Below are 15536 nucleotides of genomic sequence, written 5' to 3' on the forward strand. Positions count from 1 at the left end.
CCCGGTCAGCCGACCGGTTCCACCGGGTGGCGCAGGATGGTCCGCAGCTTCTCCGGCGCGCTCCGCCGCGGGTCGCCCAGGTAGATCTCGTGGTGACGTCCGCGCGGCCGGTAGCCGAGGGCGGTGATGCCCTCGTGCAGGGCGACGATGGACGGCGTCTCCTCGGCGTACGAGCCGACGTGCAGCAGCTGCGCGCTCAGGCCTTCGCACCAGCGCGAGACCTCGACGGCCGGCGGCGGCTCGCCGGCCTTGGCAGCGGCGGCGACCACGGCCTCGGCGAGCAGGTCCTCGTCCAGCGGGGCCGGTTGCACGATGAACGCACGCCAGCGCCACAGGGCACGGTCGACGTCGTCGACGGCGGCCTCACCGACGGCCACCCGCGTGAACGTGTCCCACGCGGCATGGTCGTCCACCCACCACAGCCCCTCCAGCGGCAGCACCCGGGGCGCCTCACCGGCCAGTTTCTTCAGCAGGAAGTGGGCGGTGTAGCTGACGCCGTACAGGGCGCGGATCGCGTCGGCGAAGGCCGGCCCGTTCGGATCGCCCGCTCCGTCGACGGAGGCGAGGAGCAGGTCGGGCACGTCGACCAGCGCGACCTGGCCGCGGCGGGCGCGGTAGCGCTCGGGCAGGGCTGCCGTCATGCGACCACGGTCCCGCGGCAGCGCGGAATCCGGCAGAGGCCATGGTCCCGGCGAGGCCGGAGGGCCGGCTCAGAGGTACATCCGCTTGATCACCGCGTCGAAGGTGCGGTCACCGAGGAGCCGGCGGGAGCGCACGACGGTGCCGGCGCCCTTGCCCACGGGGTAGCGCGGCCGGGGACGGGCGGTGGTGGCGGCCCGGACGATCTTCTTGGCGACCGTGTCGGGGCTGCTGGCCACCGCGGGGCCGTCGCCACGCTCCATCGTGGCCCGCACCTTCTCGGCCATCGCCTCGTAGCCACCACCCTGGCTGACCTCGGTCAGGCTCTCGCGGGAGATGGTGTTCCACTCGGTGAGGATCGGGCCCGGCTCGATGATCACGACCTTGATGCCGAACGGCGCGAGCTCCAGTCGCAGGCTGTCGCTGAGACCTTCGACGGCGAACTTGGTGGCGTGGTACCACGCACCGAGCGGCTCGTAGAACTTCCCGCCGATGCTGCTGATGTTGATCACCCGCCCGCTCCCCTGCGCCCGCATGTGCGGTGTCGCCAGCTGGGTCAGCCGGGCCAGGCCGAACACGTTCACCTCGAACTGCCGCCGCGCCTCGTCGATCGGGACGTCCTCGACGGCCCCGTAGGACCCGTAGCCGGCGTTGTTGACCAGCACGTCGATGCCGCCCTGCTCGTCGATCACCCGGGCCATGCCGTAGACCATCGAGGCGTCGTCGGTGACGTCCATCGCGAACGTCGTCACCCCGGCCCGCGCCAGCGGCTCCATCCGCTCCACCCGCCTCGCCACGGCGTACGTCGTGAAGCCGGCCGCCTGGAGGCGCAGCGCCGCCTTCTCCCCGATCCCGCTCGAGCCGCCGGTCACCAGGGCCACCTTGTTCGTCATGGACCCATCATGGCGCGTGGGGCAGGCCGACGACCACGACGGCGGCGCGGGCTACGGGGCCGACTGGAACCAGACCGGGTCCGTGGCCAGCTTCTGCACCTCGGCCATGGTCAGCACGGGCGTATCCCGGGTCGGGTCGCTGGCGTGGACGTAGTTGGCGGCGAGCACGTCCACGATGGTGCCGTCCTCGAAGGTCACGTTCGCGATGTGCTCGACCGCCCGTGCCGAGGCTTGCGTACCGTCGGGGCGCGTCGTGACGGTGAACATCCAGCCGTCGGCGAGGCGCGTGCACGACTCGGCGGATCCCGCCCTTCCGGCGACCAGGCTGCACTTCTGTGAGGAGTGCAGGATGTCCGCCGGCGAGAGAGGCTTCCCTGTGACGAGCTCGACCAGGACCGTGCCGGTCCCCGACCCATCGGGGTCCAGGGAGCGCTGGACCCTCACGAAGGGCTCCGCGGCGCTCCCTCCGGAGGTGGCCGAGAGGGGATCGCCGGGCACAGGCAGCAGCGCCGAGAGCCGTGCATCGGCGACCTCGGGCGACGGCAGGCCGGTTCCCTGGTCGGTCGCTCCCGGGTCAGCCACCGCGCCGCCGTCCGGCTGGTGCGAGCCACCCCCGTGCAGGCCGGCACCCACCGACACCGCCACGACCGCGACGGCGCCGACGCCGACGCCGAGGCGACGGCGCCGCTCGTGCCGCCGCCCGTCGCGCACGGCTCGCGCGATCAGCGCCTCGCTGTCGAGGTCGACCGGACCGAGCACGGCTCCCAGGTCCTCGTAGGTCTCCATCAGCCGGCGTCCTCTCTCGTGGTGGTGGTCGGAACGTGGGCGTCGGTGCCGAGGGCGACGCGGACCCGGGCCAAGGCCCTCGGGGCCCGGCTCCGGACCGCCTGCGGCGTCAGCCGCAGCTCGGCCGCGACCGTGGCGACGTCGCTGTCCAGCAGGTAGCGGTGAACCACGACGGCACGGTCCAGTGGCTCCAGCTCGCGCAGCGCGGTCAGCAGTGCCTGGCGCAGCACCACGTCGTCCTCGGGCGTCCGCGCGGCGGGACGCTCGGGGACCTGGCCGACCGGGACCTCCCGGCTGCTGCGCCGGCGTACGCCGTCCAGGAACAGCCGGGTCTGTATGGTCCGGACATAGGCGACCGGGTTACCGGCTGCCTGGATCGGCCCCACTTCAGGTAGGCCCGGGTCAGCGTCGACTGCACGAGGTCCTCGGCCGCGGTGGCCTCGCCGGTGAGCAGGACCGCGGCCCGCATCAGGTCCTGGCTGCGCGCTCGCGCGAAGTCCTCGAACTCCGCCTCGTCGCGACGCCTCACCTGCTACCCCCTCGAGTGGTCCTTCACCCTCCTAGACGGGACGGGGAGGCACTCCGTGTCACGGTAGCTCCGCGAAACCGCCGCCGACCCTCTCCGCGACCGCCCGCAACCGGATGCGGGTGACGTCGCTGACCCTCGCCAGTCCGGCCAGATCGGCGTTGGAGCCCTCCCGGGTCGGCTCGGGCGAGTTGATCGACAGGCAGGTACGACGGCCACCGTCCGCGGCGTTCTGGAGCGCGACCGCATGACCCGTCGTACCGCTGCCGGCGAAGGGGTCGAGCACCTGCGCGTCGGCGGGCATGGTCTCCAGGATCCGGCGGAGCAGGCCGGTCGGCTTGGGCGACTCGAAGAGGTGCCCCACCAGCGCCTTGAGCTCGGCGACCGCGGTGTCGGTGGAGCCGATCTCGGAGGCCAGCCAGATCGTGCGCAGCTTCTTGCGGCGGCCCTCGTGCAGCCAGTCCAGCTGGAAGACGTCGGGCCGCCGGCCGAGCGCGCCGTTCACCCAGCGGCAGACCAGGTCGTCGGGGCGCTCGGCGATCAGCGCCGCCGACCAGCGCCACACGGCAGGAGCACCGTCGCCGAAGACCGGCTTGATCTCGCTGCCGCCGTCGAACGGGTCGACCGAGACCCGGCCGGTCTCGGGTGAGCCCCAGATCGCGAAGTGCATGGTGGGGGCGGTGACCGGGTTGAACTTCTTGTTGGTGTTGCGCAGGGGCAGCCGTCGGTGCCGGCGGCCGTCGGCTGCGGTCAGCGGGAAGTCGGCGGGGTCGACCGTCGACGGGCTGGACGGATCGAGGGCGCAGGCGGACGGCGTACGCGCGTAGACCAGGAGGTACTCGTGCGAGGTCGCGAAGCCGCCCCCCAGCTGGCGGCCCTTGGCGTTGAGGTTGACCACGATCTGCGCGAGGAAGGCGTCCTCGCCGAAGACGTCGTCCATCAGCAGGCGCAGCCGGGCGACCTCGTGGTCGTCGATGCTGACGAACACCGCGCCGCGCTCGCTGGTCACCTCGCGGACGGCGTGCAGCCGCGGCCGCATCGTCGCGGCCCACACCTCGTGCCGGTCGGCGTGGCGCCCGGCCACCTTGTCGCGGTAGGCGAAGGGGTTGCCGGTGTTGTACGGCGGGTCGAGATAGACCACGTCGAAGCGCCGGCCCTCGGCGGCGAGCCGCGGCAGCACGTCGAGGTTGTCCCCCTCGACGAACGTGTTCCACGGCTCCACGTGTCCACGCTAGGGCCACCCGGGCGGCGTACCGGCTCGACACGGCGCGCAGCCTCCGCCCTGCGGCCGGACCGGACCCTACGGTGGACGCCATGCCCACCGCCTCACGCCGTCGAGCCTCGCGGGTGCTGGCCTCGGCCCTGCTCGTCCTGGTCGTCGGCACGACGCCGGGCAGCGTCGGCCGGACGACCGGCGAGATCACCTGGACGGTGGCGCCGGGCGTCGAGTACCGGGACTGGCGGTTCCACACCGCCGCCGGTCCGCAGCACCTCCACGTGCTCGACATCGACCCGAGCGTGGCCGGCCTGGGCCTGGACTACGTCGCGCACCATCGCCTGCGCACCCGCGGCACGGCCACCAGGCTCCTGGTGCGGGACCCTGCAGCGGTCGCGGGTGTGAACGGGAGCTTCTTCGACATCGGCGACACCGGCGCCCCGCTCGGGACCGGTCAGAGCCGCACCCGGGGTCTGCTGCACGCGGCGGCCGCCGGCTGGAACCAGGCGTTCTACCAGGCCGGAGACGGCACCTACCACGTCGGCCCGCTGACCTCCTCGGCCCACATCACCGGTCATCCGGACTGGCGGGTGAGCGGCTTCAACGTCCCGCACGCCAGACCCGACTCGATCACCGTCTACACCGCGGCCTGGGGCCGGGCAGCCGGCCGGCGCGTGGTCGACGACCCGACCGCGAAGGTGCGCGAGGTCCACGTGCGCAAGGGCATCGTGCGCCGGAACAGCCGTCGGCCGCTCGGCGACCGTCGGTTCCGGGGGTTCCTGCTGCTCGGCGTGGGAGCCGGGGCGCATGCCCTGAGGTCCCTGGCGATCGGGACCCGGCTGCGCGCCCACTGGTCGCTCGACCAGCCCACCGAGATGGCGATCACCGGGAGCCAGGTGCTCGTGCAGGGCGGCGCGGTGGTGGCCACCGACGACCACGTGCGCGCGCCCCGCACCGCGGTCGGCATCGACCAGGACACCGGTCACATCCTCCTGCTGGCGCTGGACGGCCGGCAGACCGGAGCGACCGGCCTGACCACGCGGGCCTGGGGCCGGGTGCTGGCAGGTCTGGGCATCGACGACGCGCTGAACCTCGACGGCGGCGGCTCGACCACGATGGTCGCCCGCAACGCGTCGGGCACCTCGACCGGCGTGGTCAACGTTCCGTCGCTCGGTCACCAGCGTGACCTGCCCGACGTCCTCGCGGTCGAGTCCACGGCGCCGCCCGGCTGACGCCGCTCGGGGTCGGTCGTGCGGTCGGCTCAGTCGGCCCCGGGGACGCTGGCCAGGGCCACCGTGGTCACCGGCGCCAGGCACTCCTGGAGCGGGCTGGCCACCTCTTCCCCGGTGATCTGCACGTCGCCGTTCGCGTCGAGGGAGACCACCGCACCCGGCGGGCGGTCGCAGCCCACCGCCACCACCGCGCCGTACACCGGCTTGCCGGCTCCCGCGGCCTGCTTCACCGCGGCGGTGACCCGGGCCGCCATGGTCGGCTGCCGGAACTGTCCGGTGAAGGCCCGGATGTGCGCCTTGGTGTCGAGCAGGGTCGCGCTGGTCGAGACCGTGCCGCCACCGCCGGTCACCGAGATCAGGGGCAGGACCGTGGCGCCGGTGATCGGCCCGGCGGTCGGCCCGGCCGGCCCGTCGACGGTGGACGACGAGGAGCCGCAGCCGGCCACCGCCAGCAGGGACGCGGTCGCGAGCAGGGTTCCGAGAGTGCGCTTCATGGGGATCAGACGGGCCGGGGTGGCCACGGGTTCCTTCCGTCGACGGATCAGGCTTCGGGGAACGGCTGGCCCTTGCCGAGCACGGTCAGGCCGTCCTCGATCATGAACCCGTTCGCCCGGTCGGCCTCCTGGTCCACGCCGATCTCGGCTCCGGGCGGGACCCGGACCTCTTTGTCGAGGATCGCGTTGCGGACCACCGCACCGGCACCGACGTAGACGCTGTTCATCAGCACGGAGTCCTCGACGACGGCACCCTGCTCGACCCGGACCCGTGGCGAGAGCACCGAGCGTCGTACCTGCCCTCCCGAGATCACGACCCCGGGCGAGAGCAGCGCCTCCTCGGCGACCGGGACGCTGCCGTCCGCGCCCTTCGCCAGCTTGGCCGGCGGCTGCGGGCCGTAGTCGGTGAAGATCGGCCACTCGCTGTTGTAGAGGTTGAAGACCGGCAGCGGCCGGACGACGTCCATGTGCGCGTCGTAGTAGGACCGCATCGTCCCGACGTCGCGCCAGTAGCCGCGGTCGCGCTCGGTGGCGCCCGGCACCTCGTTGTCCTTGAAGTCGTAGACGCCGGCCTCGGCCCGTCGTACGAACGCCGGGACGATGTCGCCGCCCATGTCGTGCTTGGAGCCGACCATGTCCGAGTCGCGGGTCACCGCCTCGAGCAGCGCCTGAGCGTCGAAGACGTAGTTGCCCATGCTCGCCAGCACCTCGTCGGGACTGTCCGGGAGCCCGATCGGGTCGGTCGGCTTCTCCAGGAACTCGCGGATGGCCTGCGGGTTCTTCGGCTGTACGTCGATCACGCCGAACTGGTCGGCCAGCGAGATCGGCTGACGGATCGCCGCCACCGTGCAGGGTGAGCCGCTCTGCACGTGCTGGTCGACCATCTGGGAGAAGTCCATGCGGTAGACGTGGTCGGCACCGACCACGACCACGATGTCCGGCTGGTCGTCGTGGATCAGGTTGAGGGACTGGTAGATCGCGTCGGCGCTCCCGAGGTACCAGTGCTTGCCGACCCGCTGCTGGGCCGGGACGCTGGCAACGTAGTTGCCCAGTAACGTCGACATCCGCCAGGTCGTGGTGACGTGGCGGTCCAGCGAGTGCGACTTGTACTGCGTGAGCACCACGACCCGCAGGTAGCCGCTGTTCACGACGTTGGAGAGCGCGAAGTCGATCAGCCGGTAGATCCCGGCGAACGGAACCGCGGGCTTGGCCCGGTCCGCCGTCAGCGGCATCAGCCGCTTGCCCTCCCCGCCGGCGAGGACGATGGCCAGGACTCTCTTGCGGCTGGCGGGGCTCATGCCGATCACGTTAGTCAGGTGTGCGCCGCGCTGATAGGGGCAGTTCGTCCCCGGTCGTGGTCGAGCGGAGTCGAGACCAGCGGAGTAGCGTCCGGCCATGCGCGTCGACATCCTGACCAAGGAGTACCCCCCGGCCATCTACGGCGGTGCCGGGGTCCACGTCGCCGAGCTGGTCCGCGCCCTGCGCGGCCGGTCCGACCTCGACGTCCGGGTGCAGGCGTTCGGTGCGCCCCGCGACGAGCCCGGCACGGCGTCGTACGCCGACCTGGCGGAGCTGGCCGGAGCCAACGGCGCGCTGACGACGCTGGGGGTGGACCTCGCCATCGCCGAGGGCTGCGCCGGCACCGACCTCGTGCACTCCCACACCTGGTACGCCAACTTCGGGGGCCACGTCGCGTCGTTGCTGTACGGCGTCCCGCACGTGGTCTCGGCCCACTCGCTCGAGCCGTTGCGACCCTGGAAGGCCGAGCAGCTGGGTGGCGGCTACCGCCTGTCGAGCTGGGTCGAGCAGACGTCGTACGAAGCGGCCGCGGCGGTGATCGCGGTGTCGCACGCGATGCGCGCCGACATCCTGCGCTGCTACCCCGCGATCGACCCGGAGCGCGTGCACACCGTCCACAACGGGATCGACACCACGGCCTGGGCCCCGGTGACCGACCCCGACCGGGTGCGCACCCACGGCGTCGACCCCGACCGCCCCTCGGTGGTGTTCGTCGGCCGGATCACCCGTCAGAAGGGCTTGCCACTGTTCCTCCGCGCCTGCCGCGAGCTGCCGCCCGACGTCCAGCTCGTGCTCTGCGCCGGCGCCCCGGACACCCCCGAGATCCTGGCCGAGGTCGAAGCCCTCGTCGACGAGCTGGCGACGACCAGGGAGGGTGTGGTCTGGATCCGCGAGATGCTGCCGCGCGCCGACGTGGTCGCGCTGCTCTCGGCCGCGACCGCCTTCGTGTGCCCGTCGATCTACGAGCCGCTCGGCATCGTCAACCTCGAGGCGATGGCCTGCGAGACCGCCGTGGTCGCGACCGTCACCGGCGGCATCCCCGAGGTCGTCGTGGACGGGGAGACCGGGCTGCTGGTCCCGATCGAGCAGGCCACCGACGGCACCGGGACCCCGCTGGACCCCGACCGCTACGTCGCCGACTTCGCCGAGGCGCTCATCTCCGTCGTCAGCGAACCCGACCGTGCTGCGGCGATGGGCCGGGCCGGCCGGCAGCGCGCGATCGAGTCCTTCTCGTGGGACGCGATCGCGGGGCAGACCGCGGCGCTCTACTCAGATCTGGTGTGAGGGTCCGTCGGAGTAGTAGCTGCCGCCGTTCCCCGGGAACTTCCCGTCGACGCGGGTACCCGACTCACCGGGGTCCTTGCTGTGCCCGAGGTGTGCCCGGAACAGCGGCGTCCGCACGCGGCCCACGTATTGCGCACTCTTGCCCGTCGTAACGAACAGGGCATACCTTGACCGGCATGGAGCTGCTCCCGTCGGCCCACGTCGACTCGTTCTGCCGCGACCATCTCCCGCCGGCCGACCAGTGGCCCGAGCTGGTCTTCGAGCTGCCCGGCCTGCAGTTCCCGGACCGGCTCAACGCCGGCACCGCGCTTCTGGACGACGTCATCGCGAGGTACGGCGGCGACCGTCCGTGCCTGCACCAGCCCGGCCGTCCCACCTGGTCGTACGACGAGCTGGTGGCGGCCGCGAACCGGGTCGCGCACGTGCTCGTCGAGGACCTCGGGATCGTGCCGGGCAACCGGGTGCTGCTTCGCGGTCCCAACAACCAGTGGCTCTCTGCCGCATGGTTCGGCGTGCTCAAGGCCGGCGCCGTGCTGGTCACCACCATGCCGCTGCTGCGCACCGGCGAGCTGCAGACGATCCACGAGATCGCGCACCTCGACGCGGCCCTGGTCGACCACCGGTTCCTCGAGGCGGTCGAGCCTCTCGGCGTTCCCACGCTGGGGTTCGGCGACGACGCCTGGGCCGAGCTGGTTGCCGCCAAGCCGGCGACCTTCGACGACGTCGCGACCTCGTCCGACGACGTCTGCATGCTGGCTTTCACCTCCGGCACCACCGGCCGGCCCAAGGCGACCATGCACTTCCACCGCGACGTGCTCTCGATCTGCGAGACCTTCTCCCGCCACGTGCTGCGGCCGACCCCCGACGACGTCTTCACCGGCACGCCGCCGTACGCCTTCACCTTCGGTCTCGGCGGCGTGCTGCTCTTCCCGCTCCACGCGGGCGCCTCGACCCTGCTCGTCGAGAAGGCGACACCGGTCGAGCTCGCGGATCTGATCGACGAGCACCGAGTGACGATCTGCTTCACCGCGCCGACGGCGTACAAGGCGATGCTCGCGGCGGGAAAGTCGGTGCCGACGCTGGCGAAGGCGGTCTCGGCGGGCGAGCACCTGCCGAAGGCGGTGTGGGAGGCCTTCCGCGCCGCCACCGGCGTCGAGATCATCGACGGCATCGGGGCGACCGAGATGCTGCACATCTTCATCTCCGCCGCGGGCGCCGACATCCGGCCGGGCTCGACCGGTCGGGCCGTGCCGGGTTACACGGCGACCGTGCTGGACGAGGACGGCCGCGAGGTCCCGCCCGGCGAGCCGGGGCTGCTCGCGGTGCGCGGGCCGACCGGCTGCCGCTACCTCGACGACCCGCGGCAGGCGGCCTACGTCCGCTTCGGCTGGAACCTCACCGGCGACACCTTCCTGCGCGACGAGGACGGCTACTTCTGGTACCAGGCGCGCAGCGACGACATGATCGTCAGCTCCGGCTACAACATCGCCGCGCCCGAGGTCGAGGAGGCGCTGCTCAAGCACCCGGCGGTCGCCGAGTGCGCGGTCGTCGGCGTGCCCGACGAGGCGCGCGGCATGCTGGTCAAGGCGTACGTCGTGCCGGTTCCGGGGGCGGGCGCCGACGGCGGCGACGTCACCGCCCGCGAGCTGCAGGACTTCGTCAAGGCCGAGATCGCGCCGTACAAGTACCCCCGCGCCCTCGAGTTCGTCGCCGAGCTGCCGCGCACCGCGACCGGCAAGCTCCAGCGCTTCCGGCTCCGCCAACCCTCATGACCGAGCACTCCCCCCGCCACCTGATCCTCACCGTGTTCGGTCTCTACGCCCGCGAGACGAACTGGCTCTCGGTGCGCGCGCTGATCGCGCTGATGGCCGAGCTCGAGGTCGACGCGGCCGCGACCCGGTCGTCGGTGTCGCGGCTGAAGAAGCGCGGCGTGCTCGAGGCGGCCCGGGTCGGCGGGCAGGCGGGCTACGCCCTCTCGGAGTCGGCCCGCGAGGTGCTGGTCGAGGGCGATGCCCGGATCTGGTCGCGGCCGCGGGCATCGGTCGCGGACGGCTGGCTGGTCGTGGTCTTCTCGGTGCCCGAGTCCGAGCGCGAGAAGCGGCACGAGCTGCGCTCCCTGCTGACCAGGCTGGGCTTCGGCACCGCAGCCCCCGGGGTCTGGGTCGCGCCCGGCACGGCGTACGACGAGACCCTGGCCGCCCTCGACCGGCAGGGCCTGGCGTCGTACACCGAGTTCTTCCGCGGCTCCTACCTCGGTGTCGGCTCGGTCGACGCACGGGTCGGGCAGTGGTGGGACCTGGCCGCGGTAGCCGCGCTGTACGACGAGTTCCTGGCCGAGCACCGGCCGCTGGCACGGCTGCGCGGCACCGACCCGGCGCGGGCCTTCGCGGCGTACCTCCCGATGCTGACCGACTGGCGCCGCTTCCCCTACCTCGACCCGGGCATCCCGCTCGAGCTGCTGCCGGCCGGCTGGCCCGGCGTCGCGGCGGGAGACCTGTTCGAGACCCTCGACCTCCGGCTGCGCGGGCCGGCCGCGCAGCACGCCCACCGACTGATCACCGCCGGCTGACGGGCCGCGATCTGCGACGCTAGAGGACCGCGAGCCCCTGGAGCTCGACGAGGGCCTCGGCGTCCCAGAGGCGGCTGACCCCGATGCCGGCCGAGGCGGGGTAGTCGGTGCCGACCAGGCGCTTCCAGACCTCACCGAGCTCGCGCGCGTGGGCGCGGTAGTCGTCCATGTCGACGATGTAGATCGTCAGCGACGCCAGCCGGTCGGGCGTGCCGCCCGCCTCGGCGAGGGCGGTCAGCAGGTTGGCCAGCGCCTGCTCGAACTGCGCCACCACCCCGCCGCCCACGATCGCGCCGGAGGCGTCCATGCCGGTCTGCCCGGCCAGGAAGACCGAGGTCCCGCGCCCGACGACGGCGTGGGAGAAGCCCGACGGCTTCGCGAGTGACTCGGGGTTGACCCTGTTCAGCTCTGCCATCAGGACTGCACCGCTCCTCCGTCGACGTTGAGACCCTGCCCGCTGATCGCGCCGTTGTCGACGCACAGCATGACCGCGGCCGCCACCTCGTCCACGGTGACGAGCCGCCCGATCGGCTGCATGTTCGCGAGGATCTCGCGGGCCTCGGCCTCCGGCCGGCCGGTGCCGGTCGAGATGTGGGCGACGGACTCGTCGGTCATCGGCGTGTCGACGTAGCCCGGGCAGACGGCGTTCACGGTCACCCCGGAGCGCGCCACCTCGGCGGCGGCCGTGCGCACGAGGCCGATCACGCCGTGCTTGCTGGCGGTGTACGCCGCGATCCGGGCGCCGCCGACCTTGCCGGCCACCGACGCGATCACCACCACCCGGCCGAAGCCGGCCTTCGTCATGGCCGGCAGGGCCCGCCGGAGGCAGCGGAACGGTGCGGTCAGGTTGAGGTCGAGCATCCGCTGCCAGTCCTCGTCGGTGGTCCTCACCAGCGGCGCCGACATCGCGGCGCCGGCGTTGACCACGAGGATCTCGACCGGCCCCCACTCCTGCTCGACCCGCGCGAACGCCGCCTCGAGCGCCGCGGGGTCGAGCACGTCGGTGGGCAGCACGAGCGACTCCCCCGCCAGGCTCGCCGCGACGTCGTTCAACGCGGACTCGTTGCGGGCCACCAGCGCGACCCGGTGACCGGCGGCCGAGAGCGCCTGCGCACAGGCAGCGCCGATCCCCTGGGAGGCGCCGGTGACCAGCGCGATCACCGTCGTACCCCGCGCGTCACCGGAACGCCGGGATGCCGGTCAGGTCGGCACCCACCGAGAGCAGGTGCATCTCCTCGGTGCCCTCGTAGGTCATCACGGTCTCGAGGTTGTTCATGTGCCGCATCACCGTGTGGTCGAGGGTGATCCCGGCCCCACCGAGGGTGGTCCGGGCCTCCCGGGCGACGTCGAGCGCGGCCCGTACGTTGGCGTACTTGCCGTAGGAGACCTGGGTCGGGGTCAGCGTCCCGGCGTCCTTGAGCGCACCGAGCCGCCAGGCGACCAGCGACGCGTTGTTGACCGCGACCGCCATCAGCGCGAGCTTGCGCTGGGTCAGCTGGAACGACGACAGCGGGCGGCCGAACTGCTCTCGCTCGCCGGTGTAGGCCAGGGCCTCCTCCAGGCAGGCGCGGGCCGCGCCGACCACGCCCCAGACGATCCCGAACCGCGCCTCGTTGAGGCACGACAGCGGGCCCTTGAGCCCACGCACCTCGGGGAACGCCGCGTCCGCGGGCAGCCGCAGGTCGTCGAAGGAGAGCTCGGCGGTCACCGAGGCCCGCAGGGAGAGCTTGCGCTTGATCTTGTGGGCCTCGAAGCCCTTCGTGTCGGTGGGGACGACGAACCCGCGGATGCCGTCGTCGGTCTGGGCCCAGACCACCGCGACGTCGGCGAAGGTGCCGTTGGTGATCCACATCTTGGAGCCGTTGAGCACCCAGTCGGTGCCGTCCTGGCGGGCGTGGGTCTTCATCGAGCCGGGGTCGCTGCCGGCGTCGGACTCGGTCAGCCCGAAGCAGCCGATCGCGTCGCCGGCCGCCATCCGGGGCAGCCACTGGTCCTTGTGCGCGTCGCTGCCCCACCGGTGAATGCCGAACATCGCCAGCGAGCCCTGCACGCTGACGAAGCTGCGCAGCCCGGAGTCGACGGCCTCCAGCTCGCGGCAGGCCACGCCGTACGCCGTCGCGCTGGTGCCGGCGCAGTCGTAGCCCTCGAGGTGCATCCCGAGCAGCCCGAGCTTGCCGAACATCGGGCCGAGCCCGTCGGGCAGCGTGCCCTCGTCGTACCACTCGGCGACGTGGGGGGCGAGCTCGGTCTGGGCGAAGTCGCGGACCGTGTCGCGGATCGCGCGGTCCTCGTCGGTGAGCAGGTCGTCCACCTGGAGGTAGTCGTGGGTCATCTAGCGCCCCTTCCATTCGGGCTTGCGCTTGGCGTTGAACGCGGCATGGAACTCCGCGTGGTCCGCGGTGGTCATCAGCAGCGCCTGGGTCATCGCGTCGAGCTCCATCGCCGGCCCGATCGGCATGTCGAGCTCGCGGGTGATCAGGCTCTTGGTCTGCGAGTAGCCGAGAGTCGGGCCGTCCGCGAGCCGCCGGGCGAGCCGGTCGACCGCGTCGTCGAGCTCGTCGGGCTGCACCAGCTGGGTGACCAGGCCGAAGCGGTCGGCGGTCTCAGCGTCGATGGTGTCGCCCAGCATCAGCAGCTCGGTGGCGCGGCCGTAGCCGACCAGCCGGGGCAGGAGGTACGCCGCCCCCATGTCGCCGCCGGAGAGCCCGACCTTGGTGAAGAGGAAGGCGAACCTGGCGTCCGTCGTACAGACCCGGAAGTCGCTGGCGATCGCGACGACCGAGCCCGCGCCGGCCGCGATGCCCTGGATGCCGGCGATGATCGGGACGGGGCACTCGCGCATCGCCCGGATCACGTCGCCGGTCATCTTGGTGAAGCCCATCAGGTCGCGGGCGTCCATCTGGATCAGCTCGCCGATGATCTCGTTGACGTCGCCGCCGCCGCAGAATCCCTTGCCCTGGCCGCGGATCACCAGCACGCGGGTGTCGCCGCGGTGCGGGAGCTCGGCGAGCAGGTCGCGCAGGTCGGCGTAGCTCTCGAAGGTCAGGGGGTTCAGCTTCTCGGGCCGGTTGAGGGTCACCGTGGCGACCCCGTCGGCGACGGAGAAGTCGAAGTGCTGCCAGTCGTCGGTGATCTTGGCGCTGGCCCGGTAACGCGTCGTCATGCGCCGTCCTTCAGCAGTCCTCGAGCGATGATGGTGCGCTGCACCTCGGAGGCGCCCTCGTAGATCCGGGGCGCCCGCACCTCACGATAGAGCCGCTCGAGCAGATGGCCGCGCTGGAGTCCGCGGGCGCCGTGCAGCTGGACCGCCTGGTCGACCACCCACTGCGCCATCTCGGTGGCGAACAGCTTGGCCATCGCCGCGCTCGTGGTGACGTCGCCCATCGGTGGTCGAGCGGAGCCCATCGGTGGTCGAGCGGAGCCCATCGGTGGTCGAGCGGAGCCCATCGGTGGTCGAGCGGAGTCGAGACCACTCGCGCCCATCGGTGGTCGAGCGGAGCCCATCGGTGGTCGAGCGGAGTCGAGACCACGCGCGTCGTACGCCGCCGCGGCCGCGCGCACGAGCAGCCGGCCGGCCTCGATCCTGGTCGCCATCTCGGCCAGCGTGTGCTGGGTGGCCTGGAGGTCGGCGAGCCGGCCACCGAAGAGCTCGCGCTCGCGGGCCCAGGCCAGGCTGGCGTCGAGGGCAGCCTGTGCCATCCCGACCGCGAACGCGCCGACGCTGGGCCGGAACAGGTCGAGGGTCCGCATCGCCACCCCGAACCCCTGGTCGACCTCGCCCAGGACGTCGTCGGGGCCGACGCGCACGCCGTCGAAGGTCAGGGTGCCGAGGGCGTGCGGGCTGAGCATGTCGAGCGGCTCGCCGGTCAGCCCCGGGCTGTCGCCGGCCACCGCGAACGCCGTGACGCCGCGGGCCCGGCTGTCGGGCGTCGTACGCGCGAACACGCTGTAGACGTCGGCGCCGGGGGCGTGCGAGATCCAGGTCTTCTGACCGTGCAGGGTCCAGCCGTCCCCGTCCCGCCGGGCCTCGAGGGAGAGCGCGGCGGCGTCGGACCCGGCATCGGGTTCCGACAGGGCAAAGGCCGCCACCACGTCGCCGGCGACCACCCCGGGCAGCCAGCGTTCGCGGGTGGTGTCGTTGCCGGCCTGGAGGATCGGGTAGGAGCCGAGGCCCTGGAGCGCGAGGGCGGTCTCGGCCTCGGTGTCGATCGTGGCGAGGGCCTCCCGGAGCAGGCAGAGCTGCATCGCCGCCGCGTCGCGCGGTGCCTCGTCGGACTCACCGCCGAAGAGCCCGCGCAGCAGCCCCGCGTCACCGAGCGCCTTGACCAGCGGGCGGTTGATCGCCCCGTGCACCGGCGCGATCCCGGCCAGCGCCTCGACCGCCCGGTCGCGCGCCCACATGGCGTACTCCTGCTGACCGGGCGTGAGCCCGAACGCCGTCCCGCTGCTCACGCGTCCGACCATACCGGGAACGCTATTGCGCCTTGACAACGCCCGTCAAGAAGCCGCTATGTTGAGATAGTCCGTGACGTTCGTGTCCCCTTTCAGGCTCAGATGGGGCGCTTTCGTCACGGACTATCCCGGCGAGGCGGAGGCGG

At 72.4% G+C, this 15536-nt stretch carries 17 protein-coding genes; 4 read left to right on the forward strand and 13 right to left on the reverse strand.

From position 1 onward, the window contains the following. Positions 1 to 5 precede the first annotated feature (5 nt). From E3N83_RS11300 to E3N83_RS11320, 5 genes are all read right to left on the reverse strand, one after another. Complete coding sequence (locus tag E3N83_RS11300) at positions 6 to 641, reverse strand: GyrI-like domain-containing protein (protein WP_151083355.1); 636 nt, start codon at positions 639 to 641, stop codon at positions 6 to 8. A gap of 69 nt (positions 642 to 710) precedes the next feature. Then, entirely contained in the window at positions 711 to 1532 is an 822-nt protein-coding gene (locus E3N83_RS11305) for an oxidoreductase (protein ID WP_151083356.1), read from the reverse strand. A gap of 51 nt (positions 1533 to 1583) precedes the next feature. Further along, positions 1584 to 2318, reverse strand: a complete 735-nt coding sequence (locus tag E3N83_RS11310; RefSeq protein ID WP_151083357.1) for a hypothetical protein — start codon at positions 2316 to 2318, stop codon at positions 1584 to 1586. Further along, entirely contained in the window at positions 2318 to 2704 is a 387-nt protein-coding gene (locus E3N83_RS11315; RefSeq protein WP_202879205.1) for a sigma factor-like helix-turn-helix DNA-binding protein, read from the reverse strand. Before E3N83_RS11315 ends, E3N83_RS11310 begins: the two co-directional genes overlap by 1 nt. A gap of 201 nt (positions 2705 to 2905) precedes the next feature. Next, the gene (locus E3N83_RS11320) at positions 2906 to 4066 is read right to left on the reverse strand and encodes a site-specific DNA-methyltransferase (protein WP_151083358.1); all 1161 of its coding nucleotides are present in this window, start codon (positions 4064 to 4066) and stop codon (positions 2906 to 2908) included. A 92-nt stretch (positions 4067 to 4158) separates the two neighbouring features. Here E3N83_RS11320 and E3N83_RS11325 point away from each other — a divergent pair, with 92 nt between their 5' ends. Next, a complete protein-coding gene (locus E3N83_RS11325) occupies positions 4159 to 5292 on the forward strand; it encodes a phosphodiester glycosidase family protein (protein WP_151083359.1) in 1134 nt (377 codons plus the stop codon). A gap of 29 nt (positions 5293 to 5321) precedes the next feature. Here E3N83_RS11325 and E3N83_RS11330 read toward each other — a convergent pair whose 3' ends face one another. Further along, positions 5322 to 5786, reverse strand: coding sequence for a hypothetical protein (locus E3N83_RS11330; protein ID WP_151083360.1), 465 nt, complete (start codon positions 5784 to 5786; stop codon positions 5322 to 5324). A 47-nt stretch (positions 5787 to 5833) separates the two neighbouring features. Continuing rightward, positions 5834 to 7084, reverse strand: coding sequence for a glucose-1-phosphate adenylyltransferase (gene glgC, locus E3N83_RS11335; protein WP_151083361.1), 1251 nt, complete (start codon positions 7082 to 7084; stop codon positions 5834 to 5836). 97 nt (positions 7085 to 7181) lie between these two features. On the opposite strand from glgC, the gene glgA reads away from it, so the two are divergent. Next, positions 7182 to 8369 carry a glycogen synthase gene (gene glgA / locus E3N83_RS11340; protein WP_151083362.1) on the forward strand — a complete coding sequence of 396 codons (1188 nt, stop codon included), beginning with the start codon at positions 7182 to 7184 and terminating at the stop codon, positions 8367 to 8369. Here the strand turns inward: glgA and E3N83_RS20235 are convergent. Beyond that, positions 8355 to 8486 carry a hypothetical protein gene (locus tag E3N83_RS20235; RefSeq protein ID WP_272950253.1) on the reverse strand — a complete coding sequence of 44 codons (132 nt, stop codon included), beginning with the start codon at positions 8484 to 8486 and terminating at the stop codon, positions 8355 to 8357. The two genes, glgA and E3N83_RS20235, sit on opposite strands and share 15 nt — an antisense overlap. A gap of 59 nt (positions 8487 to 8545) precedes the next feature. On the opposite strand from E3N83_RS20235, the gene E3N83_RS11345 reads away from it, so the two are divergent. Continuing rightward, positions 8546 to 10141: an AMP-binding protein gene (locus E3N83_RS11345; RefSeq protein WP_151083363.1), complete on the forward strand. Its 1596-nt coding sequence runs from the start codon at positions 8546 to 8548 to the stop codon at positions 10139 to 10141. After that, positions 10138 to 10938, forward strand: a complete 801-nt coding sequence (locus E3N83_RS11350) for a PaaX family transcriptional regulator (RefSeq protein WP_151083364.1) — start codon at positions 10138 to 10140, stop codon at positions 10936 to 10938. Before E3N83_RS11345 ends, E3N83_RS11350 begins: the two co-directional genes overlap by 4 nt. A 19-nt stretch (positions 10939 to 10957) precedes the next feature. Here E3N83_RS11350 and E3N83_RS11355 read toward each other — a convergent pair whose 3' ends face one another. The 5 genes from E3N83_RS11355 to E3N83_RS11380 are packed head-to-tail and all read right to left on the reverse strand — an operon-like array spanning position 10958 to position 15390. After that, on the reverse strand, positions 10958 to 11353 hold the full coding sequence (locus tag E3N83_RS11355; protein WP_191907770.1) for a RidA family protein: 396 nt from the start codon (positions 11351 to 11353) through the stop codon (positions 10958 to 10960). Next, positions 11353 to 12099, reverse strand: coding sequence for an SDR family NAD(P)-dependent oxidoreductase (locus tag E3N83_RS11360; protein WP_151083365.1), 747 nt, complete (start codon positions 12097 to 12099; stop codon positions 11353 to 11355). Before E3N83_RS11360 ends, E3N83_RS11355 begins: the two co-directional genes overlap by 1 nt. Before the next feature lie 16 nt (positions 12100 to 12115). Further along, positions 12116 to 13270 (reverse strand): acyl-CoA dehydrogenase family protein, encoded by a 1155-nt coding sequence (locus E3N83_RS11365; RefSeq protein WP_151083366.1) that lies wholly within the window; start codon positions 13268 to 13270, stop codon positions 12116 to 12118. After that, the gene (locus tag E3N83_RS11370; RefSeq protein ID WP_151083367.1) at positions 13271 to 14101 is read right to left on the reverse strand and encodes an enoyl-CoA hydratase family protein; all 831 of its coding nucleotides are present in this window, start codon (positions 14099 to 14101) and stop codon (positions 13271 to 13273) included. After that, positions 14098 to 15390, reverse strand: a complete 1293-nt coding sequence (locus E3N83_RS11380) for an acyl-CoA dehydrogenase family protein (RefSeq protein WP_238342867.1) — start codon at positions 15388 to 15390, stop codon at positions 14098 to 14100. Before E3N83_RS11380 ends, E3N83_RS11370 begins: the two co-directional genes overlap by 4 nt. Positions 15391 to 15536 lie beyond the last annotated feature (146 nt).

The organism is Nocardioides cynanchi (assembly GCF_008761635.1).
Lineage (GTDB): Bacteria > Actinomycetota > Actinomycetes > Propionibacteriales > Nocardioidaceae > Nocardioides > Nocardioides cynanchi.

Excerpts from the sequence above, each read along its gene's own strand:
- E3N83_RS11300 (WP_151083355.1), bottom strand. The coding sequence starts at position 641 with ATGACGGCAGCCCTGCCCGAGCGCTACCGCGCCCGCCGCGGCCAGGTC.
- E3N83_RS11305 (WP_151083356.1), bottom strand. The coding sequence starts at position 1,532 with ATGACGAACAAGGTGGCCCTGGTGACCGGCGGCTCGAGCGGGATCGGG.
- E3N83_RS11310 (WP_151083357.1), bottom strand. The coding sequence starts at position 2,318 with ATGGAGACCTACGAGGACCTGGGAGCCGTGCTCGGTCCGGTCGACCTC.
- E3N83_RS11325 (WP_151083359.1), top strand. The coding sequence starts at position 4,159 with ATGCCCACCGCCTCACGCCGTCGAGCCTCGCGGGTGCTGGCCTCGGCC.
- E3N83_RS11330 (WP_151083360.1), bottom strand. The coding sequence starts at position 5,786 with ATGAAGCGCACTCTCGGAACCCTGCTCGCGACCGCGTCCCTGCTGGCG.
- glgC (WP_151083361.1), bottom strand. The coding sequence starts at position 7,084 with ATGAGCCCCGCCAGCCGCAAGAGAGTCCTGGCCATCGTCCTCGCCGGC.
- glgA (WP_151083362.1), top strand. The coding sequence starts at position 7,182 with ATGCGCGTCGACATCCTGACCAAGGAGTACCCCCCGGCCATCTACGGC.
- E3N83_RS11345 (WP_151083363.1), top strand. The coding sequence starts at position 8,546 with ATGGAGCTGCTCCCGTCGGCCCACGTCGACTCGTTCTGCCGCGACCAT.
- E3N83_RS11350 (WP_151083364.1), top strand. The coding sequence starts at position 10,138 with ATGACCGAGCACTCCCCCCGCCACCTGATCCTCACCGTGTTCGGTCTC.
- E3N83_RS11355 (WP_191907770.1), bottom strand. The coding sequence starts at position 11,353 with ATGGCAGAGCTGAACAGGGTCAACCCCGAGTCACTCGCGAAGCCGTCG.
- E3N83_RS11365 (WP_151083366.1), bottom strand. The coding sequence starts at position 13,270 with ATGACCCACGACTACCTCCAGGTGGACGACCTGCTCACCGACGAGGAC.
- E3N83_RS11370 (WP_151083367.1), bottom strand. The coding sequence starts at position 14,101 with ATGACGACGCGTTACCGGGCCAGCGCCAAGATCACCGACGACTGGCAG.